At 66.4% G+C, this 23,999-nt stretch carries 25 protein-coding genes; 12 read left to right on the top strand and 13 right to left on the bottom strand.

Annotated features, from left to right (window positions below; genetic code table 11):
• Positions 1-65: 65 nt before the first annotated feature.
• The gene (locus C1H84_RS10590) at positions 66-506 is read left to right on the top strand and encodes a hypothetical protein (RefSeq protein ID WP_113607380.1); all 441 of its coding nucleotides are present in this window, start codon (positions 66-68) and stop codon (positions 504-506) included.
• Between the two features lie 25 nt (positions 507-531).
• Here C1H84_RS10590 and C1H84_RS10585 read toward each other — a convergent pair whose 3' ends face one another.
• From C1H84_RS10585 to C1H84_RS10555, 7 genes are all read right to left on the bottom strand, one after another.
• Positions 532-780 carry a hypothetical protein gene (locus C1H84_RS10585; protein ID WP_146956027.1) on the bottom strand — a complete coding sequence of 83 codons (249 nt, stop codon included), beginning with the start codon at positions 778-780 and terminating at the stop codon, positions 532-534.
• Between the two features lie 421 nt (positions 781-1,201).
• Positions 1,202-2,503 (bottom strand): TetR/AcrR family transcriptional regulator, encoded by a 1,302-nt coding sequence (locus C1H84_RS10580; RefSeq protein WP_113607378.1) that lies wholly within the window; start codon positions 2,501-2,503, stop codon positions 1,202-1,204.
• Positions 2,504-2,712: 209 nt separating this feature from the next.
• Positions 2,713-4,083, bottom strand: a complete 1,371-nt coding sequence (locus C1H84_RS18525; RefSeq protein ID WP_244910880.1) for a cytochrome b/b6 domain-containing protein — start codon at positions 4,081-4,083, stop codon at positions 2,713-2,715.
• Positions 4,083-5,072, bottom strand: coding sequence for an electron transfer flavoprotein subunit alpha/FixB family protein (locus C1H84_RS10570; protein WP_113607377.1), 990 nt, complete (start codon positions 5,070-5,072; stop codon positions 4,083-4,085). Before C1H84_RS10570 ends, C1H84_RS18525 begins: the two co-directional genes overlap by 1 nt.
• Before the next feature lies 1 nt (position 5,073).
• Complete coding sequence (locus tag C1H84_RS10565) at positions 5,074-5,859, bottom strand: electron transfer flavoprotein subunit beta/FixA family protein (protein WP_113607376.1); 786 nt, start codon at positions 5,857-5,859, stop codon at positions 5,074-5,076.
• Between the two features lie 55 nt (positions 5,860-5,914).
• The gene (locus tag C1H84_RS10560) at positions 5,915-6,721 is read right to left on the bottom strand and encodes a MaoC/PaaZ C-terminal domain-containing protein (protein ID WP_220124905.1); all 807 of its coding nucleotides are present in this window, start codon (positions 6,719-6,721) and stop codon (positions 5,915-5,917) included.
• Positions 6,718-7,620: an SDR family oxidoreductase gene (locus C1H84_RS10555; RefSeq protein ID WP_047120426.1), complete on the bottom strand. Its 903-nt coding sequence runs from the start codon at positions 7,618-7,620 to the stop codon at positions 6,718-6,720. Before C1H84_RS10555 ends, C1H84_RS10560 begins: the two co-directional genes overlap by 4 nt.
• 107 nt (positions 7,621-7,727) lie before the next feature.
• Here C1H84_RS10555 and C1H84_RS10550 point away from each other — a divergent pair, with 107 nt between their 5' ends.
• From C1H84_RS10550 to C1H84_RS18015, 5 genes are all read left to right on the top strand, one after another.
• Positions 7,728-8,474: an enoyl-CoA hydratase family protein gene (locus C1H84_RS10550; protein ID WP_113607375.1), complete on the top strand. Its 747-nt coding sequence runs from the start codon at positions 7,728-7,730 to the stop codon at positions 8,472-8,474.
• A 2-nt stretch (positions 8,475-8,476) separates the two neighbouring features.
• Entirely contained in the window at positions 8,477-9,322 is an 846-nt protein-coding gene (locus tag C1H84_RS10545; RefSeq protein WP_113607374.1) for a CoA transferase subunit A, read from the top strand.
• Positions 9,315-10,082 carry a CoA-transferase subunit beta gene (locus C1H84_RS10540; RefSeq protein WP_053799076.1) on the top strand — a complete coding sequence of 256 codons (768 nt, stop codon included), beginning with the start codon at positions 9,315-9,317 and terminating at the stop codon, positions 10,080-10,082. Before C1H84_RS10545 ends, C1H84_RS10540 begins: the two co-directional genes overlap by 8 nt.
• The gene (locus C1H84_RS10535) at positions 10,079-11,170 is read left to right on the top strand and encodes an NAD(P)H-dependent flavin oxidoreductase (protein ID WP_113607373.1); all 1,092 of its coding nucleotides are present in this window, start codon (positions 10,079-10,081) and stop codon (positions 11,168-11,170) included. Before C1H84_RS10540 ends, C1H84_RS10535 begins: the two co-directional genes overlap by 4 nt.
• A 567-nt stretch (positions 11,171-11,737) precedes the next feature.
• The gene (locus C1H84_RS18015) at positions 11,738-12,154 is read left to right on the top strand and encodes a hypothetical protein (protein WP_146956025.1); all 417 of its coding nucleotides are present in this window, start codon (positions 11,738-11,740) and stop codon (positions 12,152-12,154) included.
• An 8-nt stretch (positions 12,155-12,162) separates the two neighbouring features.
• On the opposite strand, the gene C1H84_RS18010 is transcribed toward C1H84_RS18015, so the two are convergent.
• Together C1H84_RS18010 and C1H84_RS10525 are read right to left on the bottom strand one after the other, a co-directional pair.
• Entirely contained in the window at positions 12,163-12,441 is a 279-nt protein-coding gene (locus C1H84_RS18010; protein ID WP_146956024.1) for a hypothetical protein, read from the bottom strand.
• Positions 12,442-12,600: 159 nt separating this feature from the next.
• Positions 12,601-13,050: a MarR family winged helix-turn-helix transcriptional regulator gene (locus tag C1H84_RS10525; RefSeq protein ID WP_231735873.1), complete on the bottom strand. Its 450-nt coding sequence runs from the start codon at positions 13,048-13,050 to the stop codon at positions 12,601-12,603.
• Between the two features lie 82 nt (positions 13,051-13,132).
• On the opposite strand from C1H84_RS10525, the gene C1H84_RS10520 reads away from it, so the two are divergent.
• Positions 13,133-14,581, top strand: a complete 1,449-nt coding sequence (locus C1H84_RS10520) for an MFS transporter (RefSeq protein ID WP_220124904.1) — start codon at positions 13,133-13,135, stop codon at positions 14,579-14,581.
• Between the two features lie 153 nt (positions 14,582-14,734).
• On the opposite strand, the gene C1H84_RS10515 is transcribed toward C1H84_RS10520, so the two are convergent.
• From C1H84_RS10515 to C1H84_RS10505, 3 genes are read right to left on the bottom strand one after another with little or no spacing between them, the layout of a single operon-like run.
• Positions 14,735-15,886, bottom strand: a complete 1,152-nt coding sequence (locus C1H84_RS10515) for an acetyl-CoA C-acetyltransferase (RefSeq protein WP_113607372.1) — start codon at positions 15,884-15,886, stop codon at positions 14,735-14,737.
• A gap of 12 nt (positions 15,887-15,898) precedes the next feature.
• Positions 15,899-16,702 carry an SDR family oxidoreductase gene (locus C1H84_RS10510; protein ID WP_047120433.1) on the bottom strand — a complete coding sequence of 268 codons (804 nt, stop codon included), beginning with the start codon at positions 16,700-16,702 and terminating at the stop codon, positions 15,899-15,901.
• Positions 16,699-17,868, bottom strand: a complete 1,170-nt coding sequence (locus C1H84_RS10505; RefSeq protein ID WP_082124024.1) for an acyl-CoA dehydrogenase family protein — start codon at positions 17,866-17,868, stop codon at positions 16,699-16,701. The genes C1H84_RS10510 and C1H84_RS10505 overlap by 4 nt, the downstream gene beginning before the upstream one ends.
• A gap of 151 nt (positions 17,869-18,019) precedes the next feature.
• Here C1H84_RS10505 and C1H84_RS10500 point away from each other — a divergent pair, with 151 nt between their 5' ends.
• From C1H84_RS10500 to C1H84_RS10480, 5 genes are all read left to right on the top strand, one after another.
• Positions 18,020-18,871: an enoyl-CoA hydratase gene (locus tag C1H84_RS10500; protein WP_047120435.1), complete on the top strand. Its 852-nt coding sequence runs from the start codon at positions 18,020-18,022 to the stop codon at positions 18,869-18,871.
• Positions 18,872-20,050: an acyl-CoA dehydrogenase family protein gene (locus C1H84_RS10495; RefSeq protein ID WP_113607371.1), complete on the top strand. Its 1,179-nt coding sequence runs from the start codon at positions 18,872-18,874 to the stop codon at positions 20,048-20,050.
• Entirely contained in the window at positions 20,047-21,033 is a 987-nt protein-coding gene (locus C1H84_RS10490) for an acyl-CoA dehydrogenase family protein (RefSeq protein WP_113607370.1), read from the top strand. Before C1H84_RS10495 ends, C1H84_RS10490 begins: the two co-directional genes overlap by 4 nt.
• A gap of 8 nt (positions 21,034-21,041) precedes the next feature.
• On the top strand, positions 21,042-22,157 hold the full coding sequence (locus C1H84_RS10485) for an acyl-CoA dehydrogenase family protein (RefSeq protein ID WP_113607369.1): 1,116 nt from the start codon (positions 21,042-21,044) through the stop codon (positions 22,155-22,157).
• Between the two features lie 194 nt (positions 22,158-22,351).
• Entirely contained in the window at positions 22,352-22,813 is a 462-nt protein-coding gene (locus C1H84_RS10480) for a DUF3817 domain-containing protein (protein WP_047120439.1), read from the top strand.
• 260 nt (positions 22,814-23,073) lie between these two features.
• Here the strand turns inward: C1H84_RS10480 and C1H84_RS10475 are convergent, their stop codons facing one another.
• Positions 23,074-23,805: a hypothetical protein gene (locus tag C1H84_RS10475; RefSeq protein WP_146956022.1), complete on the bottom strand. Its 732-nt coding sequence runs from the start codon at positions 23,803-23,805 to the stop codon at positions 23,074-23,076.
• Positions 23,806-23,999 lie beyond the last annotated feature (194 nt).

The raw sequence follows: 23,999 nt of genomic DNA, 5'->3' as shown, positions 1-23,999 counted from the left end.
CACGAGCTGCCTCAGGATTTCGTGGGCAATCACCTTGCGGAGAGCTGCCGTCAGCGGAGGAAAATATGGAATACCCGGAGCTGCGCACATACGCCAGCCAGCGCGTCGAAGAGCTTCTCAGTTCTCCCGCCGCCAAACGGCATCTAGCTAGCTACGGTTGGGTCGAAGGCATGCCCGTGGTGCTGGCCGACCCCACCGAGCGGGTCGACGACGTGATGGGATTTGTATCCATCCACGGCCGCGCAGTGCTTCTCGCGTTATGCGACACGGACAGCGAGCATTTGGAGCTGTGGCACATTACCATCCCCAGCCCCATTTTCACCAGAGTCGAGCCCTTGCGGCCCGAAACCACCTTGGCCGAACTATGCGTCAGGAACGACCGCAGCCGGCTTTCGCCATTCCGGGTATCTTTTTGGGCCCATAGCGCTGCGATCCACGAGGTGCCGTGCTTCGTCCGCACGGATGCATGCTGGGCTAGGACAGCGACGCCCGCAGAGCCGCATTAGGATCGGAAATTCAGGCGGTCCGCCGCTAGGATTCCTCGTAGCCCGCCGTGCGCGAGCCGAGGTCATCTTCGCCGACCAGGCGATGCACCGTGTCGAGCAGGTTCTGCACATCATCCACCCGCCCCTGCCAATAGGTGGAATCCAAGCCGAAACCCAGGCTGGCTTCCGCAGCCAATTTCTTGAATCCGTCGCGATGCGCTTCCAACGCACTGACGAGATCGTCCAGCTGGTCGCTTGTCAGCGACAAGGGAATGGCGGTCTGCCGACCCATCATGATCTCCTCGGTAATCCAATAGATTCATGTTCCCTTGGCATTGAGCACTGCAATCATCGTCACGCGCTGTGGCCAGGCGCCGCATTCCACCAGCGTGATGGAGTATCGAGGAGCCTGCATTTAGTTACCTGCGGAAAAGCTCGACGGGGAATATGAACGTTCTTCCCTAAAGTATAAGCATCAGGGGCGAAGCGCGGAACATTGGCGTATGTATGACTCGGCGCATCGCGCTTCCAAGGTCCCCAATCGTCTGGTTCCGGCATCCGGACAGCCTTGCCTGATGCCGCCGGATGGAGCCATCCTGCGCTCGGGCGCATACCTGCCAGGATCGGACCCCTGCGGGGTGGCACCGTTGCCGCGGCCAAATCGCCTGTAGGCAGCTTGTACGGAATTCTCCGGAAAACGATGCCCCGCGGAGGATTCACGCGGCTTGGGCGTCCCGTTGCGCAATCTGGACGATGGCGTTGCTGATCAACGTTGCCAGCAGCTGCGGATCATAGAACTGATCGTCAACCCGGCGTCCGATGAGCATCCCGTCAAGCATGCGGAACAGGCAGATGGCGACATCCTGGGCATGGCGGCGTTGCGGCCCGGCTGCGGAGCCCAGCAGCGCGGCGAACCATTCGACGGTCGCTTCGAATGTCTCCTGCAGTACTCCTTCAAGCTCGCTGCGGCCTGCGTGGACGTGCTCGGCACGCTGCAGGAGCAGCAATAGGCTCATCGGCACCGCGCTCTGGCCGTGCTCCGAGCCCTTAAGCGATGGCAGGATGAACGAGCGGATCTGTTCGGCCCAGTGCTCGCCCGGGGGCAGCGCGAATTCCTTTTCGCGCAGCTGCTTCCACCCAGCGCAGGCGTTGGATATCACCGTGGACAGCAGCTCGTCCTTGTCCTTGAAAGACCAATACAGGGAGCTGGCGGGAAGCCCGGCACGTTCGCAGACCTTGGAGATGCTCACCCCATCATATCCGGACTGGCCAATGACCTCCTGCGCAGCCCGCAATAAGGCTTCACGCCCCGATTCCGCGTCTTCGGCGGATACCAGCACCGCCATCTGCGGCGGGGTCGGCGTGGATGGAGTGAGGTCATGGGTCTCGGCCAGCACCGGCAGCTGCTCTGCCACCGTGTCCAGCGCGGCGGCGATCATCCGGGTCAGCCGGGCGGTATCGGTGGTGCGCGGGCCGCGCAGCTTCAGGAAGCTGCTTTCGCGCTCGGCGACCGTGAAGTTCCCCATCAGGCGGGCCGCGTCCCGGCGTTGCGGCATGTTTTCCGGCAGCGTGCGCTCCCACCAGTCAGCCGTCCATTCGATGGCTTCTGCGCGGATTTGCAGGAAGCGGTCGCGGGCCGGGATCGGTTCTTCGGGTTTGGTCAGCGCCAGCTGGAGGCCAACGCGCCAGTAGCCCATTTCGCCTTCGCCATTGGGCGAGTGCATGAGCTGCGAATACAAGTCGTGCGCGCGCGAGGAGGATGGCGGGGTGTCCAGCCAGTTCGGCAGCCGCTGGGCCTGGGAACGGTAGGCGTGCTCGAGGGCGGCCGCGACCAGCTCATCCTTGCCCGAATAGTGCCAGTAGATGGAGCTTGCGGATACGTTGCAGGTCCTGCGCACCATGCTGAGGCTGGTTCCAGAGTATCCGTGGACCGCGACCAGTCGCATGGTCTTTTCAAGAATTCTGGTTCGGGTTTCTTCGCCCTGCAGGTTCTTTCGTTCTGTCTTGCGCTGTGCCAAACGTCTACTCGTTTCTCAATCCTGCCCGGTCCCCAACCCGAAATGATGGACTCTCGATATTCAAGTGAACCCCGCGCGAGGGAACCCTGCAAGGGCAGTCCCACTTTCGCACTCTCAAGGATCAAATAATTCCTTATCATCCCGTTGGAAACCACGAAGGACCGCCCCGTCGCAGAAATGCGCGGAGCGGTCCTTCCAGAGTGCAGCAGCTAGCGCCCGACCTTGCCGAACAGCGAGGCCAGCGGGGCCAGCAGGATCGGCCGGGCGGCGAACCAGCCGCCGACGATGACCAGCAGCGAAGCGAAGAAGATCCAGAATCCGGTCCAGTTCACCGCGTCCTGCGCCGCGTACATGTGGTTCAGGTTGCGCAGCGCCCCGGTGGAGAAGACCAGGGCCACGTGCACCACGATGAATGCCACGAAGTAGAACATCACCGGCAGGTGGATCGCCCGGGCTACCTCGATCGGGTAGGCGCGCGACAGCTTCTCGGCGCTCGTAGGCCAGGCTCCGGACATCCGGAATCCCGTGATCGCGGCCAGCGGCGCGGCCAGGAAAATGGTCGCGAAGTAGGCCAGCACCTGCAGGCTGTTGTAATTCACCCAGCCGTTCTCGGTCGGCCAGTCCAGGGACAGGTACTGCAGCGCGGCCGAGAGCGCGTTCGGGAAGACTTCCCCGCTGGTCGGCACCACGCGCATCCACTGGCCGGTGGTCAGCAGCAGGATGACGAACACCGCGCCGTTGACCAGCCAGAGGATGTCGAGGAATTGGTGGAACCACAGGTTGATGCTGATCTTCTTGGGGTTCTTGCCGAATTTCGCGGTCCAGCTGGCTGGCGGGCGGCGCTGCGTGCGCACCTGCCATCCCGAACGGATGATCAGCACCATCAGGAAGATGTTGAAGAAGTGCTGCCATCCCATCCACGCCGGCAGCCCGACCGGAGCTCCTTCGGGCAAGTGGGTCTCTCCCGGGTAGCGGGCCAGGAAGGATTGCACCGAGTCCAGCGAGACCAGCCAGCGGGCAGCAAGCACCGCGGCGCCCAGCAGCACCAGCAGTCCCACGGCCAGCAGCAGCGTTTTGCCGCGGGCGGTGGCCCAGAGCTTGGCCAGGGCGCCGGGCGCGCTCGGAGCCGGCTTGGCCGGCGCCGCAGACGGCTTGGCGGCAGGCTGGGCCTGCGTCTTCGCCGCCGCGGGTTGCGGCGCGGCAGGGACCTGCGCTTGCTCCGGAGCCGGTGCAATAGGCGCGGCGGGTGCCGATTCCGCAGCGGCCGGGGTGCTTGCGGCACCCGGGCGCGGAAGCCCGCGACGTCCGGACGCGGCGGCCAGCGGCGCGGACACCGGCTCGGCGGGCTGCTCAGCCTGTTCAGCTGCCGCCGAAGCGGCCTGCTGCGCCGGAGCTTGGCCGGCCGCCGCCTGCGTGGCGCCTGGACGCGGCAACCCGCGGCGCACGCCGCCCGAGGCCGCCGGCGCCGAGGTGGCGGCAACGGGCTCGGCGGCCTGCTGAGGCTGTTCGTTTTCCTGCACCGGAGCCGGAGGCTGGGCCGGGGCGGCTCCGGGGGTTCGCGGTAGTCCCTGCCGTGCCATCAGTTAGCCCGCTTCCCCTCAATAGCCTCGACCAGCTGGGGAACCACCGTGAACAGGTCTCCGACCACGCCGAAGTCGGCGACGTCGAAGATCGGCGCCTCCGGGTCCTTGTTGATGGCGATGATGGTCTTGGAGGTCTGCATGCCGGCCCGGTGCTGGATGGCACCGGAGATTCCCAGTGCGATGTACAGCTGCGGGGCGACGGTGACGCCGGTCTGGCCCACCTGCATGGTCTGCGGCACGTAGCCGGCGTCCACCGCGGCGCGGGAGGCGCCAATGGCACCGCCCAGGGCGTCGGCCAGCGACTCGACCAGGGAGAAGTTCTCCCCCGAGCCCAGCCCGCGTCCGCCTGAGACCACGATGTCAGCTCCGCGCAGGTCGGGGCGCGAGGACTCGATAACCGCTTCTTCGCGGGAGGTGATCACGGCGTCCGGCGCGCCCGAGGACTGCACGGCCAGCAGCTCGAGCTGGGCCGGCTGCGCGGTGGCGCGAGCATCGCTGGAGCCCTGACGCAGGGTGATGACCAGGGCGCCGGTGGTGGCTGCCGAATCAACCAGGTAGGCGCCGCCGTACACCGAGTGGTGCGCGATGATGCCTTCCGCGTCGCGGTCGATGCCCACGGTGTCCACTGCCAGCGCCAGGCAGGCGCGGGCGGCGAAACGCGCGGCGGCGTCGCGGCCGCGGATGGAGTTCGGGGCCAGCACCGCCTCGGGCTGCACCTGTGCGTAGGCGGCGGCCAGCGCATCTACCAAGGGCGCGATGACCGCGTTGCCGGCGGCCGCGGAGTCGGCGACCAGTACGCGCGTCGCGCCCAGTTCAGCCAGCTCCTGCGACAGGCGCTCGGCCTGTGCGGCGGGGGCCAGGGCCAGCGCCACGGCGCTGCCCACCGAGGCGGCCGCGCCGAGAAGTTCGCCCGCGCCTGCGCGCAGCTGCCCCTCCGGCGAGGTGTCCACCAGGACCAGGATCGGGTTCCCGGAATTGCTGCTCATCTTAATGCCCCTTGATCAGTTGGTTCTTGGCCAGGAATTCGGCGATCTGCTGGCCGGCGTCGCCTTCGTCGACGATCCGCCTACCGGCGCTGCGCGCCGGGCGGGCGGCGGCGGAGATCACGATGGACCGCGCTTCCTCTTCGCCCGGGGCCAGGCCCAGGGCTTGCAGGTCCAAGGTCTCGAACGGCTTCTTCTTGGCCGCCATGATGCCCTTGAAGTTCGGGAAGCGGGCATCGGGCAGCGCCTCGGTGATGGAGATGACGGCCGGCAGGTCGGCGCTGGCTTCGTAGCGCTCCACGTCGGTGTTGACCTGGCCTGCCACGGTCAGCTCGTCGATCTGCACGCTGGACAGTGCCGCCAGCCCGGCCACGCCGAGCAGTTCGGCCAGCATGGACGGCAGTGCGCCGCCTCCGCCGTCCGTTGACACGTTGCCGGCGATCACCAGGTCGAACCCGATCTGCTTGGCCGCGGCGGCGATCACCTGGGCGGTCAGCGTCAGGTCCGCGCCGAGCAGCGCCGGGTCCTGCACGTGCACCGCGCGGTCCGCGCCCATGGCCAGGCCCTTGCGCAGGGTGGTCGGCAGGCTGCCTTCCGGACCCACGCTCAGCAGCACCACTTCGGTGCCCGGCTGCGCTTCGCGGTGGCGCAGCGCTACCTCCAGCGCGCGCTCGGTGATCTCGTCGAGCACCGGCTCGGCGTCCGCACGCTTCAGCAGCCCGGTTTCCAGATCTATGGCGCGTTCGCCGTAGGTATCCGGGACTTCCTTCATCAAGACGATGACTCTCATGTGTTCCCTCTATCTAGCTGTCGTGGCGCTGCCGCGCCCCGGTCTGCGGCTGTGCTTAGCCGAAGACCGCCAATCCGTCGGCGATTACCGTACGGTCGGCCACTGCGGCCTCGAATCGTCCGTTGTCCCAGGTCTTGACCTCGATGCGGTCCCCGGGGAAAACGACCCCGGAGAAGCGTCCGCCGAATTGAACCAGGTCCGCCGGGTGCGCCCCGGCCAGTTCGGCCAGCGGCAGCGTGGTTGCGGCCAGCGAGGACAGCCCGTGCAGGATCGGACGGTCCTGCCCGATGCGCTTGGCTGCCTGCGGATCGATGTGGATGTGGTGCTTGTCCCCCAGCAGCCGGTAGAGCGCTGCCTGGTTAGGCGCGGTCTGCATGCTGGCGGTGCCCGTGGCAGGGGTTTCGGGGGCGGCGGCGCGGGCCGGGCCGCGATCGCCGTCGAAACCGCCGAAGCCGGGGGCGAAGATCTGCCAGGTGGCCTGGAAGTGGTCGCATTCGACGATGATGTTGAAGACGGCGGCGCCGCCCTTGTCCCAGACCTCGCCCACGCGGGCGTTCAGCGCCAGCTCCCCGCTGCGTGGCAGCGGCTTGGAGACCAGCAGCTCCTGGGCCCCGTGCACGGCGCGGTTGTCGAAGGCGCCGCGGTCGGCCAGCAGGTCCGGGGCCCACTGGGCCAGGGTCAGGCCGAAGGACGGCAGCACGCGCAGCCGGTCCTCGAAGATCAGGTCGAGGTCGGTGGGCCGGGCGCCGACGGCGAGCGCGTACAGGATCGCCTGGTCCTGGGTGTAGCCGACGGTCTTCTCGCCCAGATGCCGGCCGGCCCAGGCGCCGGCGGTCATCGGGTCCACTGCTGCGGTGCTCATGATCCGTACACCGGTTCCGGGACGGCGGCCTGGGCCAGCAGCTGCTCGATCTGGGCGCCGACGGCCGCGGCCTCCCAGCGGGCTCCGGAGTCGACCTGCGGGCCGTGGTTCCAGCCTTCCTCGATGCATACGCGGCCGCCTTCGACCTCGATGACGCGGCCGGTGACTTCACTGCCGGCGCTGGCCAGCCAGGCCACGACCGGGGAGACGTTGGCCGGGTTCATGGCGTCGAAGCCCTCTTCCGGGGCGGCCATGGTCTCGCCGAAGGCGTCTTCGGTCATGCGGGTGCGGGCGGCCGGGGCGATGGCGTTCACGTTGACGCCGTAGCGGGCCAGTTCATGGGCGGCGACCAGGGTCAGGCCGGTGATGCCCGCCTTGGCGGCCGAGTAGCTGGCCTGTCCGACGCTGCCCTTCAGGCCTGCGCCGGAGGTGGTGTTGATGACGCGGGCCTGCGGGGTGCGCCCGGCCTTGGCCTCGTCGCGCCAGTACTTGGAGGCGTGGCGCAGCGGGGCGAAGTGGCCCTTGAGGTGCACGCGGATGACCGCGTCCCATTCCTCTTCGGTGGTGTTCACCAGCATGCGGTCGCGCACGAATCCGGCGTTGTTGACCAGGATGTCCAGCCGGCCGTAGGTGTCGATGGCCTGCTGCACCATGGCGCCGGCCTGCTCGAAGTTCGCCACATCGGCTCCGTTGGCCACGGCCTGCCCGCCCTCGGCGCGGATGGCCGCGACCACTTCGTGGGCCGGGTTCGCCGGGTCGATGGCGCCGCCCAGGGTGGTGCCGAAGTCGTTGACCACGACCATCGCTCCCTGGCGGGCCAGTTCTAGTGCATGTTCGCGTCCGAGTCCGCGGCCTGCGCCGGTCACGATGGCGACGCGGCCGCTCAAAATGCCAGTCATGGGCTTTTTCCTTTCGTCGATGTGGTGCTTATGGATTGCCAGTGTACCTGAAACCAAGCAAGTGCTAGGGTAACAAACAAGCAAACGTTTGGTACAGGGAGGTCCCAATGTCGATCACTTCAGCAATGCACTCCAACGGAGTCCGCGTCATCACCATGAACTACCCGCCGGTCAACGCGCTGCCGGTCGCCGGATGGTTCGGCGTCGCGGACGCCATGAACGAAGCCACCAAGGACGCCAAGACCCGCGCGGTCATCCTGCGCGCCGAGGGCCGCGGCTTCAACGCCGGCGTGGACATCAAGGAAATGCAGTCCACCGAGGACTTCAACGCCATCCTCGGCGCCAACCGCGGCTGCTTCGCCGCATTCAAGTCCATCTACGAGTGCGCGGTGCCGGTCATCGCCGCGGTCAACGGCTTCTGCCTGGGCGGCGGCGTGGGCCTGGTGGGCAACGCGGACACCATCGTGGCCAGCGACACCGCCTACTTCGGCGTGCCGGAGGTGGACCGCGGCGCGCTGGGCGCAGCCACCCATCTGGCCCGGCTGGTCCCGGCCCACATGCTGCGCACCTTGTACTTCACCAGCAAGAACATCAGCGCCCAGCGCCTGGCGGAGCTGGGCTCCGTGGCCGAGGTGGTCAGCGCCGACAAGCTCGACGAGACCGCGTTCTCCTACGCCAACGAGATCGCCGCCAAGGACCCGCGCGTCATCCGCGCGGCCAAGGAGGCGCTGAACTGCATCGACCCGATCGACGTGAACCGCAGCTACCGCTTCGAGCAGGGCTTCACCTTCGAGCTGAACCTCGGCGGCGTCGCCGACGAGCTGCGCGACGACTTCGTCGCCACCGGAGCCTAGGCATGACCGGCAAGGTCATCGAGGCGCAGTCGCTGCAGGGCTTGTTCCAGGACGGGATGACCATCGGCATCGGCGGCTGGGGGTCCCGGCGCAAGCCCATGGCCCTGGTCGCCGCGCTGGTGCGCTCCGGAGCCAAGGACCTGCGCATCGTCAGCTTCGGCGGCCCGGACGTCGGCACGCTGTGCGCCACCGGGCAGGTGCGCGAGGTCGTCCACGGGTTCGTCACCCTGGATTCCATCGCAGTTGACCCGCACTTCGCGGCCGCCCGCCAATCCGGGGCCATCGCCACCACGGAACTTGACGAATCGATGCTGGTCTCCGGGCTGCGCGCGGCCGGCCGGCGCCTGCCCTTCGAGGTCACCCGCACCGGACTGGGCTCGGACGTGCTGACAGTCAACCCGCAGATCCGCACCATCACCTCACCCTACGAGGACGGCGAAACGCTGGTGGCGATGCCGGCGGTGCCGCTGGATCTGGCGCTGATCCACCTGAACCGCGCCGACGCGCTGGGCAACGGGCAGTGCCTGGGCCCCGACCCCTACGTGGACGACCTGTTCGCCCGGGCCGCCGCGCGCACCATCCTCAGCGCCGAATCGGTGGTTAGCACCCGGGAACTGACCGAGGGCGCGCACCCTTCCACGCTGCTGCTGAACCGCACCATGGTGGACCACGTCTACGAGGCCCCCGGCGGCGCCCACTTCACCACCTGCCTGCCGGCGTACCCGCGCAACGAGGAGCTGCAGCGCGAGTACGCCCGCGCGGCCTCCGATCCCGCACTGTGGGAGCGCTACCGCGCCGAGTACCTGGAAAATGAGACCATCTGGCGGAAGGAGGCCGTACATGCCTGAGACCCTGAGCACCGCCACCCGCGCGGAGATCGCCGTGGCAGCCTGCAGCGACCTGTTCCGCGGGCAGCACGACATCCTCGCCAGCCCGGCCGGCATCATTCCCACGCTCGGCGCCCGGCTGGCCGCGCTGACCCACGCGCCCTCGCTCATGCTCAGCGACGGCGAGTCCACCATCTACGGGGACGTCCCGGCCCTGGGCGGGGTAAGCGAGTTCAGCGCCGGCTACCTGCCCTACCGCGAGCTCTTCGAGCTGATCGCCGCCGGCAAGCGCCATGTGGTGATGGGCGGAGCGCAGATCGACCGGGAGGGAAACCACAACTTCTCGGCCATCGGGGACCACTTCCAGCCGCACCGCCAGCTGCTCGGCTCCCGGGCCGCGGCCACCAACACCATCAACCACGCCACCAGCTACTGGATCGCCCGGCAGTCCACGCGCAGCTTCGTGCGCGACGTCGACTTCGTGACCGGGGTCGGCGCGAACCGCGCCAAGGCCGCCGGCCCCGGGGCGGCGCGCTTCCACCACGTGCACCGGGTGGTCACCAACCTCGGAGTCTACGACTTCAGCGGGCCGGGCGGCACCATGGCGCTGCTCAGCCTGCACCCCGGGGTTCCCCTGGACGAGGTGCTGGACGCAACCGGCTTCGAGCTGCACGTGCCGGAAACGATCCCTGCCACCCGCCTGCCCGACGAGCAGGAGCTTCGACTGATTCGCGAGGTCCTGGACCCCGCCCACCGCAGAGAACAAGAGGTCAGCCCTTGAGCACCACGAACCGCATCCGCACCTCCCTGACCGAGCTCACCGGAATCCAGCACCCAGTGGTGCAGACCGGCATGGGCTGGGTCGCCGGGCCAAGCCTGGTCACCGCCACCGCCGAGGCCGGCGGCCTGGGCATCCTCGCCTCGGCGACCATGACCTACGACGAGCTTGAAAAGGCCATCGTGGAGACCAAGTCCCGCACCGACAAACCCTTCGGCGTCAATCTGCGCGCCGATGCGGCCGACGCCATGGACCGGGTGAATCTGCTGATCAAGTACGGCGTGAAGGTGGCCTCCTTCGCACTGGCGCCCAAGCGCGAGCTGATCGACAAGCTCAAGGAAAACGACGCGGTGGTCATCCCCTCGGTCGGCCTGCCGCGCCATGCGGAAAAGGTCGCCTCCTGGGGGGCCGACGCGGTGATGATCCAGGGTGGCGAAGGCGGCGGCCACACCGGCGCCACCCCGACCACCCTGCTGCTGCCCACCGTGCTGGATGCGGTGGACATCCCGGTGATCGCGGCCGGCGGGTTCTTCGACGGGCGCGGCCTGGCCGCCGCGCTGTCCTACGGCGCGGCCGGCATCGGCATGGGCACCCGCTTCCTGCTCACCAGCGACAGCGCCGTGCCCGAGCACATCAAGAAGCGCTACCTCGAATTCGGGCTGGACGGCACCGTGGTGACCACCAAGGCCGACGGCATGCCGCACCGCCTGCTGCGCACCGAGTTCATCGACAGCCTGGAATCCGGCTCGCCGCTGGGCCGAATGCTGGGCACCGCGCGGCGCACCCTGCAGTTCAAGGAACTTTCCGGGCAGACCTGGCTGGGACTGGCCCGCGACGGACTGCGCATGAAGCGCAGCACCGGGCGCAGCTGGGGCCAGATGATGCTCGCCGCCAACACCCCGATGCTGCTCAAGGCAGGTCTGGTCAATGGCGATACGCAGGCCGGCATGCTGGCTTCCGGACAGGTAGTCGGCGTCATCGACGACCTGCCGACCTGCGAGCAGCTCGTGGACCGCATCATCGATGACGCTGTTGAACGCCTCTCGGTGCTTCCGGGCTTCGTGCAGAACAGCAAGGACGCCCTCGCGTAGGACAGTCCCTCAGGCCATGCAGCCCGCCGTGCGGGCAGCGAGTTATCGCTGCCGGCACGGCGGTTTTTGCGTGCCGCCGCGTCCGCGCGGCAGTTCCAGCGACCGGACCGCGGGATGCGCGCTCTGGAATCACTCGAATTCTGGCAGAGTCCGATAGTTCTTGCCAGGCGATTCGACATGTTTGCGCCAGTGCAGCGCACCCTGGATTCGAAAAACAATTACCAGCCCGCTGAGGGAACCAGTCCGACTTTGTCGCGAAGCTCCGGGCGCTTTGCATGGGAAATCCCCGGCGCGAACTTCACCGTCCACCGGAACATTCACGTGGGGCTTCGCGCAAGTTCCTCGAAAAGTGGACTACTTTTTCCCATGGTATTTCTTGGACACTGCGCAGCATCGCGAATCCACGCCGAAACCTGCGTTGGCGAGGTGTGCGCCGTGACTGATGTGACCGCTCGGAAAGATACAAACAAGGTGGAGCCAGTACACATGCCGGTTGCCATGATTGGAGCCAAGGAATCCGTCACCGATGCCATGGGCCTGGTGTGAATGCGCGGGAAAACGGTCCTCGTGGCCATCATCGACCCAGCTTCCGATGAGCTCAAGCTACTGAGTTGCCAGGCCCAATCAGGCATTGAAACCGTTGACGTTGAAGCGGATGCCATGCAGATCGGATCGCTGTTCGCGCGAGCCGAGCTCGAAGTCATGCTCACCTGCCGGGTGAAGTATTGGAAGCACAGCGCAGTCGCGCATCTGGTCCCGAGTTTCCGGGTACGCCGGCACCAGGATGCCGCAATACGTGCGGCGGCTCGCCATCTAGTCCGACACGGCCATTGCGGAGCGTCGGTACGCCGCCCGCGCATGATTGAGGCCGTTCCATCAAGATGGAACGGCCTCAACTCTTGTGCCAAGCAATCCTGCTCCGGAAAGCTCGGACGCCGCGAATACAGCTGGCAACTCGAATCGCCCTTTCGACTATCAATATGAACTGCCCGTCATTTCGGAGGGAAGCGCCTCGACGAATTACCTGAAGCATCATTGACTCCGGAGGAATTTTCGCCTTGCGCAAGCCGGCGCACACAGCTCAAAAGCTCCTGGACTTCCTCGGCCCGCCCATTCCAGTATCCGGAACCCAGACCGAAGCCGTTGGCGGCTTGGCCGGCGATGCGGCGCAAGCCGTCACGATGCGCTTCCAGCGCGGTTGTCAGGTCGTCATATTGATCCGTTGTCAGGGACAGTGACAAGTTGTAGTTTTTGCTTTCGCATCCATCCATTGTTCACTCCTCGCTGGTCCAAACGTTCAACGGTCGTCCCGAGACTACGCTTCAATACACCGATCTTCGATGCATCCAAGGTTTCATTCAGACTTCGTGCCCGTCTGGCCATGGTCGAGATGGCAGCTGGAAAAGCCCCGCACGCGGCTACCGCGGGGGTCAACGTGAATTCTTGACGTCCCGGAACTCCTCGATGGCCCCGTTGTAGCGCCGCAGCAGTTCGGCAAAAGTGTTGACGTCCTCCGCCGACCAGTCTGCAGTGATGGCGTCGAGGTCCTGGATATATCCGTCACGATCGGTTTCCAGCATGTCGCGGCCATGCGAGGTCATCGTCAGCTTTCGGGCGGCGCTTCCGTTCGGGTCCAAGCCCCGCTCCAGCAACCCGTCGCGCACAATCGCGGCCACTTGCCGCTGCAAGGTCGAGGCGTCCAGACGCAGCGCGGAGCTCAGCTCGCCGATCGTCATCGGCCCGCGCGCATCGATGTGGCTCAGGATCAGGTACGCGCTGCGGTCCAATCCGTTTCCCCGCCGATGCTGCGCCACGAAATAGCGGCTGAGAAGCATCTGCTCGTACTCGATATCTGCAGTGTGTCGCTTGATGGTATTCACGCCCTTTCAGGCCTTCCATCGTACCCCGGAATGTGTATTATGAATACTGTATGTATCTTACACATCACCCTGAAAGGACCCCTTGACGCATCGCGCCAAAAAATCCGCCACTCCTCCGGGAACCGCCGTCGGCATCCTGGCAACTGCCGGCATCGCTTCTGCACTGACGCAGACGATGGTTGCGCCCCTGATCCCGCAACTGCCCGAGATCTTCAATACCTCCGCCGACAACACCGCCTGGATCGTGACGGCCACGCTGCTCGCCGGAGCGGTGGCCGTCCCGATTTCCGGACGCCTGGGTGACCTCTTCGGCAAGCGCCGGATGATCCTGATCCTCGCTCTGCCTTTGATTCTCGGCGGATTGGTCTGCACCTTCGCCCCCAACGTCACGATCATGATCATCGGCCGCGCCCTGCAGGGCTTCGGTTCGGGCATGATCCCGCTGGGCATCGCCATGCTGCGCGACCTCGTGCCCAAGGAACAGCTCTCCTCCGCCATCGCCACAGTCAGCGCCACCCTGGGAGCTGGCGGCGCCATCGGGCTGCCGATTTCCGCCGCGGTCATCGAATTCTCCGATTGGCGCGCATTGTTCGTCGGCGGCTCCGTGGTCACCTTGATCGTCGCATTGCTGATCTGGAAGTTCATCCCGGGCATGAAGGCCGGAGCCGCCGGCCAGCGCTTCGACTGGCTCGGCGCCATCGGCCTGTCCACGGGCATCCTGGCGCTGATGCTGGCCATCTCCAAGGGCTCTTTCTGGGGCTGGGCCTCGCCGCTGACCCTGTGCCTCTTCGGCCTGTCGCTGCTGGCGCTGGTCTTCTGGGGCTTCTGGGAGCTGCGGACCACCGACCCCCTGGTTGACCTGCGCACCGCGGTCATCCCCCGCGTATTGCTGACCAACATCGCCTCGATCTTCGTCGGCTTCGGCATGTACGTCAGCATGCTGCTCATGCCGCAGATCCTGCAGCTGCCATCCAGCACCGGATACGGCTTGGGCCAGTCCGTCCTGGCCGCCGGTCTGTGGGTCGCCCCAGCCGGCTTCATGATGCTGATCCTCTCCCCGGTGGGCGGCAAGCTCTCCGACAAGCTGGGCGCCAAGTTCACGCTGATGCTGGGCATCTCCATCCTGGCCGTCGGCTACGTGGTGGGCCTGTGGGGCATGGGAAGCACCTGGGGCCTGCTGCTCACCGCGACCCTGGTCAACAGCGGCGTGGCCTTCGCCTACGGAGCCATGCCGTCGATCATCATGAGCTCGGTGCCGCGCAGCGAAACCGCCGCGGCCAACGGCTTCAACACGCTGATGCGTTCGCTGGGCACCACCGCCAGCGCCGCGGTCATCGGCCTGGTGCTGGCCCAGATGTCCACCGACTTCCATGGCGCCATGATCCCGACCGAGCAGGGTTTCCGCGCGGCACTGCTGCTCGGCGCCGGGTTCTCCGTGGCCGCCGTGATCCTGGCCGGCTTCATTCCGAAGAACCCGCCGCATGGCGAGCTGGAACCTGTCGACGTTCCGTTGTCGGTCAACGCCAAGTAGTTCCCCGGGCAGTGCCGATGCCCTGCATAGGGCAGGCACAGTTCCGGGTCCTACAGTTATAAGTACCTCATAAAGGTGCGAGTGATGATCGAAAAGATCCCCGCCGGGTCTACCCGGCGGGGATCTTTGGTTAATGGGCTTGCGGGCCGAAGGCTAGAGCCGCTCGATGATCGTGACGTTAGCCTGGCCGCCGCCCTCGCACATCGTCTGCAGGCCGTAGCGGCCGCCGGTGCGTTCCAGCTCGTTGAGCAGCGTGGTCATCAGCCGGGTGCCGGTGGCGCCGATCGGGTGGCCCAGGGCGATGCCGCCGCCGTTGACGTTGACCTTCTCGCGGTCGATACCCAGCTCGTCCATCCAGGCCAGCACGACCGGGGCGAAGGCCTCGTTGCATTCGAACAGGTCGATCTCGTCCACGCCCATGCCTGCGCGCTCCAGCGCATACTTCGTTGCGCGGATCGGGCCGGTGAGCATCCACACCGGGTCGTCGGCGCGCACCGACATGTGGTGGATGCGGGCACGCGGGGTCAGCCCGTGCTCTTCCACTGCCTTCTTGGAGGCGATCAGCACGGCGCTGGCGCCGTCGCAGATCTGCGAGGCCACCGCGGCGGTCAGCCGGCCGTCCTCGGTGAGCGTGTTCAGCGTCGCCATCTTTTCCAGCGTGGTGCCGCGGCGGATGGTCTCGTCCTGCTCCAGGCCGTTCAGCGGAACAACCTGCGAGTCGAAGCGGCCCTCGTCCACGGCGGCGGCTGCGCGCTCATGGCTTTCCAGCGCGAACTGCTCCATGCGCTCGCGGGTGATGTCCCACTTCTCGGCGATCATCTCCGCCCCGCGGAACTGCGAGACCTCCTGGTCGCCGTAGCGGGCGACCCAGCCAGGGGACTCGGCGAAGGGCGTGGTGAATCCGAACTCGGCGCCGGCGATCATGGCCGCGGAGATCGGGATCTTGGACATGTTCTGCACACCGCCGGCGATGATCAAATCTGCGGTGCCGGACATGACGCCCTGCGCCGCGAAGTGCACCGCCTGCTGGCTGGAACCGCACTGGCGGTCGATGGTCACGCCCGGCACATGGTCCGGCAGCCCGGCCACCAGCCATGCGGTGCGGGCGATGTCGCCGGCCTGGGAGCCCAGGGTGTCGGTGCATCCGAAGATCACGTCGTCCACCGCGCCGGGGTCGATGCCGGTGCGCTCGACCAGCGCCGAGATCACGTGGGCGCCCAGGTCGGCCGAGTGGATTTCGGCCAGCGAACCGCCGCGGCGGCCCACCGGGGTGCGCACGGCGTCAATAATGTAAGCCTCAGTCATCTGTTCTCTCCTTTAGGCCTGCTGGCTGCTGACGGGGACCACTTCACCGGTCATGTACGAGGAATAGTCGCTGGCCAGGAAGACCATGACGTTGGCGATTTCCCAGGGCTCGGCGGCGCGGCCGAAGGCCTCGCGGGAGGTCAGCTCTTCCAGCAGCTCGTCCGAGGTGACCTTGGCCAGGAACGGGTGCATGGCCAGCGACGGGGCGACTGCGTTGATGCGGATGCCGTGCGGAGCCACGTCCATGGCTGCCGAGCGAGTCAGCGCCATGACGCCTGCCTTCGCGGCGGCGTAGTGGGCCTGCCCTTCCTGGGCGCGCCAGCCGATCACCGAGGCGTTGTTGATGATGACGCCCTTGGTGCCGTTCTTCACCATGCGCTGGCTGGCGGCGCGCACGGAGCGGAAGGTGCCGGTGAGGGTCACGTTCACGACCTTCTCCCACTGCTCGTCTTCCATGTCGAGGATGGAGGCGGTGCCGCCCAGCCCGGCGTTGTTGATCATGACGTCCACGCCGCCGGCTTCCTCGGCGACGTCCAGCAGCGCCTGGACCTGCTCCTCGTTGGTCACGTCGCAGACGGCGAAGCGCACGCGCTCGGCGCCGAACTCGGCGCCGAGTTCATTGGCGGAGGCCTCGAGCCGGCCGGCGTGGGTATCGCCCAGCACCACCAGGTCCGCACCTTCCTCCAGGCAGCGGCGTGCCGCCGCGGCCCCAATGCCGGCTCCGGCTGCGGCGGTCACGACAACGCGTCGTCCGGCGAGCAGACCATGGGCGGGAACGTATTCTGGCGCCGGCTGTGCGATGCGCTGGATGGTCATACTCGTGCCTCCTTGGGCAGGCCGAGCACGCGCTCGGCGATTACGTTGCGTTGGATTTCGTCCGATCCCCCGTAGAGGGTATCGGCGCGGCTGAAGAGATACAGGGCCTGCAGCTCGTCGAGCTCATACGGCGCCTGCGCGACGGTCAGCCCGCCAGCGCCGGCTACGGCCATGGCCAGCTCGCCCAGCGAGCGGTGCCATGGAGCCCACAGCAGCTTGGTGATCGAGGCCTCGATACCCTGCTCGCCGCTGAGCGTGCGCAGCCCGTGCATGCGAAGCATATCCAGCCCCATCTGGGACTTGACGATCTGGTCTTGGATAATGGGATCCTCGATCGCTCCGTTGGTGCGCGCCAGGTCGATGATCAGCTGCAGCTCGCGCTGGAAGGCGATCTGCTGGGCGAGCGTGGAGACACCGCGTTCGAAGCCCAGGGTGCCCATGGCCACCGACCAGCCCGCGCCGGGCTCGCCCACCACCAGGTCCTCATCAGTGGTGGCGCCGTCGAAGAAGACCTCGTTGAACTCCGAGGTTCCGGTCAGCTGCAGGATCGGGCGGATCTCCACGCCGGGCTGGTCCATCGGAACCAGCAGGTAGGACAGGCCGCGATGCTTCACGGATCCCGGCTCGGTGCGGGCGATGACGAAGCACCAGTCAGCGGTGTGCGCCAGCGAGGTCCACACCTTCTGGCCGTCGACAACCCACTTTCCGTCTTCCAGCCGGGCCTTGGTCTTCACCCCGGCCAGGTCGGAGCCTGCTCCCGGCTCCGAGTAGCCTTGGCACCACAGTTCCTCGACCGCGATGATCTTGGGCAGGAACCGGGCCTGCTGCTCAGGAGTGCCGAAGGCGATCAGGGTCGGGCCCAGCAGTTCCTCGCCCAGGTGGTTCACGCGAGCCGGCGCATTGGCCCGGGCGTACTCCTCGTGGAAGATGACCTGCTGCTGCAGGCTCAGCCCGCGGCCGCCGTGCTCCTTGGGCCAGCTGACGCAGCTCCAGCCGTGGGCGGCCATGTGCTGGTTCCACTCCAGGCGTTCCTCGAAGGCTTCGTGCTCGCGCCCCGAGCCGCCCAGTCCGCGCAGTGCGGCGAACTTGCCGACGAGGTTTGCTTCAAGCCAAGCCCGGAATTCCTGACGAAACGCGTCATCTTCCGCCGAATAATTCAGATCCACGACATCCCCCTCACTCTCGATATCCATTGGTCTCTCGGTTGATCTTCGCTTATGCTAGCAAACCAAGCACTTGTTTGGTTACTGTAGTCCCAAGCAAGTTTTCACGGCTGGGTTCCCAGCCGAAATGCGACACAGGATAAGGAGGCCCGCGATGACTCTGAACGACAGTGACGGCGTCGTAACCTACGAAGTGCGCGGCACCACGGCGATCATTCGACTGAACCGCCCCGAGTACCGCAACGCACAGAACTCGAAAATGACCTATGCCCTGGACGCCGCGTTCACCCGCGCCGTCGAGGACGACGCGGTCAAGGCCATCGTGCTGGCGGGCAACGGCAAGCACTTCAGCGCAGGCCACGACATCGGCACCCCGGAGCGCGACGCCGACCAGAGCTTCGAGCGCAAGGCAGTGGTCTGGTGGGACCACGTCGGCGCCGAGGGCGTCGACTCCCGCTTCGCCCGCGAATCCGAGGTCTACCTGGGCATGTGCCGCCGCTGGCGCGAACTGCCCAAGCCCGTCATCGCCATGGTCCACGGCGCCTGCATCGCTGGCGGCCTGATGCTGGCCTGGTCCTGCGACTTCATCGTGGCCAGCGAAGACGCATTCTTCTCGGACCCGGTGGTCCGCATGGGTATTCCCGGCGTGGAATACTTCGCCCACCCGTGGGTCACCAACCCCCGCGCGGCCAAGGAAATGCTGTTCACCGGCGACCGCTTCACGGCCCGCCGCGCCTACGAGCTGGGCATGGTCAACCACGTCGTTGACCGCGAACTGCTCGAGGAGCACACGCTGAATTTGGCCGAGCGCATCGGCGCCATGCCCCGCCTCGGCCTGGCCCTGGCCAAGAAGGCGGTCAACCAATCCGAGGACCTGCAGGGCCTGCGCGCCGGCATGGACTCGGTCTTCGGGCTGCACCACGCAGCCCACGCACACAACGCAGAGGTCGGCAAGGATTCCCTGGCCGGCATGGGAGCCAAGAACATGGCGGAGGCGGCAAAATAAATGGATCTTGACCTGACAGAAGAGCAGCTCGCGTTCGCTGCCGAAGCACGCGCCTGGCTGGCCGAAAACGTGCCGGCCACCCCGCTGCCCTCCATGGACACCGAGGAGGGCTTCGCCGCCCACCGTCAGTGGGAAGCCAAGCTGGCCGAAGGACGCTGGTCCGTCGTATCCTGGCCGGAGGAATACGGGGGCCGCGGCGCCGGGCTGATCGAGTGGGTGCTCTTCGAGGAGGAGTACTACCGCGCCGGAGCCCCGACCCGCGTGGCGCAGAACGGCATCTCGCTGCTGGCTCCGATCCTGTTCGGGCACGGCACCGAGGCGCAGCATGAGCGCTTTTTGCGCGACATGACCGACGGCACCCTGATCTGGGCCCAGGCCTGGTCCGAGCCGGGCGCCGGCAGCGACCTGGCCTCCATCCGCAGCACCGCCAAGCGCGACGACGAGCGCGGCGGCTGGATCCTGAACGGCCAGAAGACCTGGAGCTCGCGCGCCCCGTGGGCCGACCGCGGCTTCGGCCTGTTCCGCTCGGATCCCGAGGCGCAGCGCCACCGCGGCCTGACCTACTTCCTGTTCCCGCTGGATGCGCCGGGCCTGACGGTCCGCCCGATCACCCAGCTGGATGGCACCACCGGGTTCGCGGAGCTGTTCTTCGACGACGTGTTCGTCGCGGACGAGGACGTGCTCGGCGCCCCGGGCGACGGCTGGCGCGTGGCTATGAGCACCGCCGGCAACGAGCGCGGCCTGTCGCTGCGCTCCCCCGGCCGCTTCTGCGCCGCCACCGACCGGCTGATCGACTTGTGGCAGCGCAACCAGGAGCAGGATCCATTCGCCCAGGACGCGGTGGTGGATGCCTGGATCAAGTCCGAGGCCTACCGCCTGTACACCTGGGGCACCGTCAGCACGCTGCAGGAAGGCGGCGACATCGGCGCCGAAGGCAGCGTGAACAAGGTCTTCTGGTCCGAACTGGACATCGCGATCCACCAGACCGGCCTGGATCTGCTCGGCCCGGCCGCGGAACTGCGCTCTGCCTCCGCGGAGGCCGGCGGACGCTGGGTGGATGACTACATCTTCGCCCTGGGTGGCCCGATCTACGCGGGCACCAACGAAATCCAGCGCAACATCATTGCAGAACGCATACTTGGCCTGCCACGCGGCGGCGACGGACGGAAGGCGTCATGAAATTCGTAATCAGTGAGGAACAGCGGGCGCTGGCCGAGGCCATCGACCAGGTCATCGAATCCGTGGGCGGCACCGCCGTGGCCCGCGCGGCCTCGGAAGGCGATGCGGCTCCGGCCCGCGCACTGTGGGAGCAGCTTGCCGAGCTCGGCCTGCTGGGCCTGTGCATCGACGAGGCCGACGGCGGCATGGGCGGCACCCCGGTGGACCTGATCGTCGCCTTCGAGCGTCTGGGCTACCACGCAGCCCCGGGCCCCTACCTGGAATCCGCGGCATTGCTGCCGGATCTGGTGGATCCAGCGCTGCGCGAATCCCTGGCTGACGGCTCGGTGATCGCCACCGCCGCGATCCCGGGCTTCGTGCCCTACGCGCTGGATGCGCAGCTGTGCTCGCAGCAGTTCATCGTCACCGAGGATTCCATCACCCCTGCCGGGGCAGGGGAAGGACAGGAGTCCATCGACGCGGCCCGTACCCTGCATGAGCTGGTCCCTGCCGGCCCGGCCGCCGCGCTGGATCCGCAGGCCGTGGCGCTGGCCATCGACCGCGCCACTCTGGGCAGCGCCGCCATGCTGCTCGGCGCCGGCGAACGCCTGCTGGAAGAGGCAGTGGCCTACGCCAAGCTGCGCGAGCAGTTCGGCCGCGTCATTGGCGAATATCAGGGGCTGAAGCACCAGCTGGCCAACGTCCGCGTGGCGCTGACCTTCGCCCGCCCGCTGCTCAAGGGCGCGGCCTTGGATCTGGGCACCCCGGCCGGCGAACGCAGCGTGTCCGCCGCCAAGGTCGCCGCCTCGGACGCCGCAATCCTGGCCGCCCGCACCGCACTGCAGGTGCACGGCGCCATCGGCTACACCCAGGAGCACGACCTGAGCCTGTGGCTCACCCGGGTGCACGCGCTGGCTTCGGCCTGGGGCACCGGCCGCTACCACCGTTCACGCATCGCCGCGTCGATCCTGGCTCCCGCCGCGATCCTGTCGCCTGCCAGCTAGAGGACATCATGGACTTCTCATTAACCGACGAACAAAACGAACTGGCCAAGACCCTGCACGCGGTACTGGCCCGCCATGCCGACCCGCTGGCAGTGCGCAGCGCGGCCGAATCCGAGCGCGGCTACGACCCGCAGCTGTGGCAGGTGCTCGCCCAGGAAATCGGCGTCGCCTCCCTGGCGATCCCGGAGGAATTCGGCGGGGCAGGCTGCGGCTGGCTGGAGACCGGACTGGTCCTGGAGACCCTCGGCTACCACCTGGCTCCGTCCCCGCTGCTCTCCTCGGCCGTGCTGGCCACCGCGGCCATCCTCGAATCCGGGAACACCGAGGCCTGCGAGCGACTGCTGCCGGGCATCGCCGAAGGCGAAACCCTGGCCACGCTCGCCTGGGCGGACTCCAAGGGCCGCTGGGATCCCGCATCCAACGACCTTGCCGCCGCCCCGCAGGGCGAGGACTGGGTGCTGAACGGCGAGGCAACCCTGGTGATCGACGGATTGGGCGCCAACCTGGTGCTGGCCGTGGCCCAGACCGAGAACGGACCGGGCATCTTCGAGATCCTGGATCCGGAAGCGATCGGGCGGATCTCCACCCCTGCGGTGGACACCACCCTGCGTTTCGCCACCTACACCCTGGACCAGGTGCCGGCCCGCGCACTGGCCCTGGACGCCGAAGCCGCCCTGGCCAAGGTCCGCGACATCGCCCTGGTGTCGCTGGCCTGCTGGCAGGCGGGCACCGCCCGGCGCGGACTGGACATGACGGTTGAATACTCCAAGCAGCGCGAGCAGTTCGGACGCGCCATCGGATCCTTCCAGGCGCTCAAGCACCGCATGGCCGACATGCTGGTGCAGGTGGAGACCGCGCGCACCGCGGCCTGGGCCGCCGCATGGTCCGCCGGCACCGGAGCCGACGACCTGCCGCAGCGTGCGGCATCCGCCGCGGCCTGGTGCTCGGACGCGCTGGACCACATCGCAGCGGAGTGCGTGCAGCTGCATGGCGGCATCGCCATCACCTGGGAGCACGATGCCCAGCTGGTCTTCAAGCGCGCTCATGCCACCAGCCAGCTCTTCGGGCAAGCCCGGACGCACCGCCAGCGTCTCGGCGAACTGCTGGGCCTGACCGCGGCCTAACCGCATCGGCCTCGCAGCAGCCATCCCGTCCGCCGCAGATTCTCGGCGGACGGGATGGCGTCTTTTTTTGCCTCATGCCGGAGCCATAGCCGGCCCATCGTTCAAATTGTGCACACAGGAGCACCCGTTAGACTTTGGTGGGTTCTAAACGGAGAACCGAGTTATTCGCAATCCCGAGGGACAGAAATCAAGTTATGTCACCACGCACCCTATTCCGCATCGTTGCCCGGGCCGAAGCTGTCACCTGGACGCTTCTGATCATCGCCATGCTGTTGAAGTACGTCGTGAAGGTGGGCGACTGGCCGGTTTCCATTGCCGGATTCATGCACGGTTTCGTGTTCCTGTCCTACGTTGCCACCGGCGTGCTCGTCGGCATCAACCAGCGCTGGACCAAGCGCTCCATCGTGCTTGCCGCAGCCACCTCGATCGTCCCTTACCTGACGATTCCCTATGAACGCCGCTTGGAGAAGCAGGGACGCCTGGAAGGCGAATGGCGCACCACCAAGAGCGATCACCCGGACGATGACAAGTGGATTGACACCCTGTTCCGCTGGATGGTCGGCCGCCCAATCCTGACCGCGGTGATCGCAGTCGTGAGCGTCGCACTGATCTTCACCGTCATGCTGATCCTGGGCCCTCCAGGAGGCCGCGCCTAGCCCCGGCTTTCCCCGGCAACAGCGCCTCTAACTACGACAAAGCCCCGTCATTTGGCGGGGCTTTTCGTTATGCAGTTCTTGGTCCGGGAGGAACGTAATTTGCCAGGGCAATAATCGCGTCGCTTGGCCTCTTACCGTCCAAGGTAGCCAGTTGGTAGGCTGACTTCGCCCCGTCCGTTATGTATCGAAAGCTGTCAGCGGGATACCTTGCAGTCAGTGGCTCATTGTTCTGGCCGAGCACAATGTAATTGTCCCCAAGTTTAACCACGCGAGCCTTGGTCGTCAGCTGAATATCCGTATCCGTCGCCTTCTTTTTTGGGCTCATCTGCTACCTCCTCTCCCATGCTCATTCTACGGCCGGACCCATGATTCGGCTGAGAAGTTTTGTTTTTGGCAGTTGACGTTTCTATCGTCGCATCACTTGGATCGGCGTTCTCCAACTGGGCGGCACACGATCTCTTACCCTCTTTCTCCTTAGCTTCTAATTCTTCGAGCTCCTTGTCGGTCAGGGAGTCCGGGGCGCTCCCTTCCAAAGCTCTTTGAAGAATTCGATTCAGCATCTCTTTCTCATCCTCCGACACCCGCCATCCGTAGGCTCCGGCTCGCTTGCGCGCTTTCCTTGCCTTTTTCACCGGGGCACCGTCCTCGGCGTTTTTGAGCCAAGGACCGAGAAGCGTCTTGATGAGGTCACTCCCCGCAGCCTTCTGCGCGGCAGTCCCGTGAACCAGATCGATTCCGTATTGCGCTCGTTTCCACCATTGATCCGCGTCGTCAACACGGGTCCTGTAGCGAAGTGTTCGATAAGCGAGGAATGATGCCGTGCCTACAGCTACCAAGGTGCCAATGGGTGCGACCGCCGCCAATGCCTGAGCACCGGGGTGCATCCATTGGAACACCCCGTTTACATAGTCGGCAGGCCTCGTAAAAAACCAAAACAGCCCACACACCGTCAGTGTTCCTGCCACCAGCCAAGCAATTTTTCCTCTGCCCATGCGCAAATCGTAGTTTGTTCTCCGTCACGCCGGCAGCACTCTCCACAGGCAAAACACGCAACCGTCGGCCAGATAATTTCGGCAATTGGCCTACTTCTCGTGATCAGCCACGCAGCGATGCAATCTACGGAGATGAATACAACGGAGCACCCAAGAGAATGAACCGCAGTGCAGGAAATGAACCCACTCTTGGG

The sequence above is a fragment of the Glutamicibacter soli genome (genome assembly GCF_003309065.1).
In the GTDB taxonomy this organism is placed as follows: Bacteria; Actinomycetota; Actinomycetes; order Actinomycetales; family Micrococcaceae; genus Glutamicibacter; species Glutamicibacter soli.
This window is presented reverse-complemented; position numbering and strand designations above follow the sequence as displayed.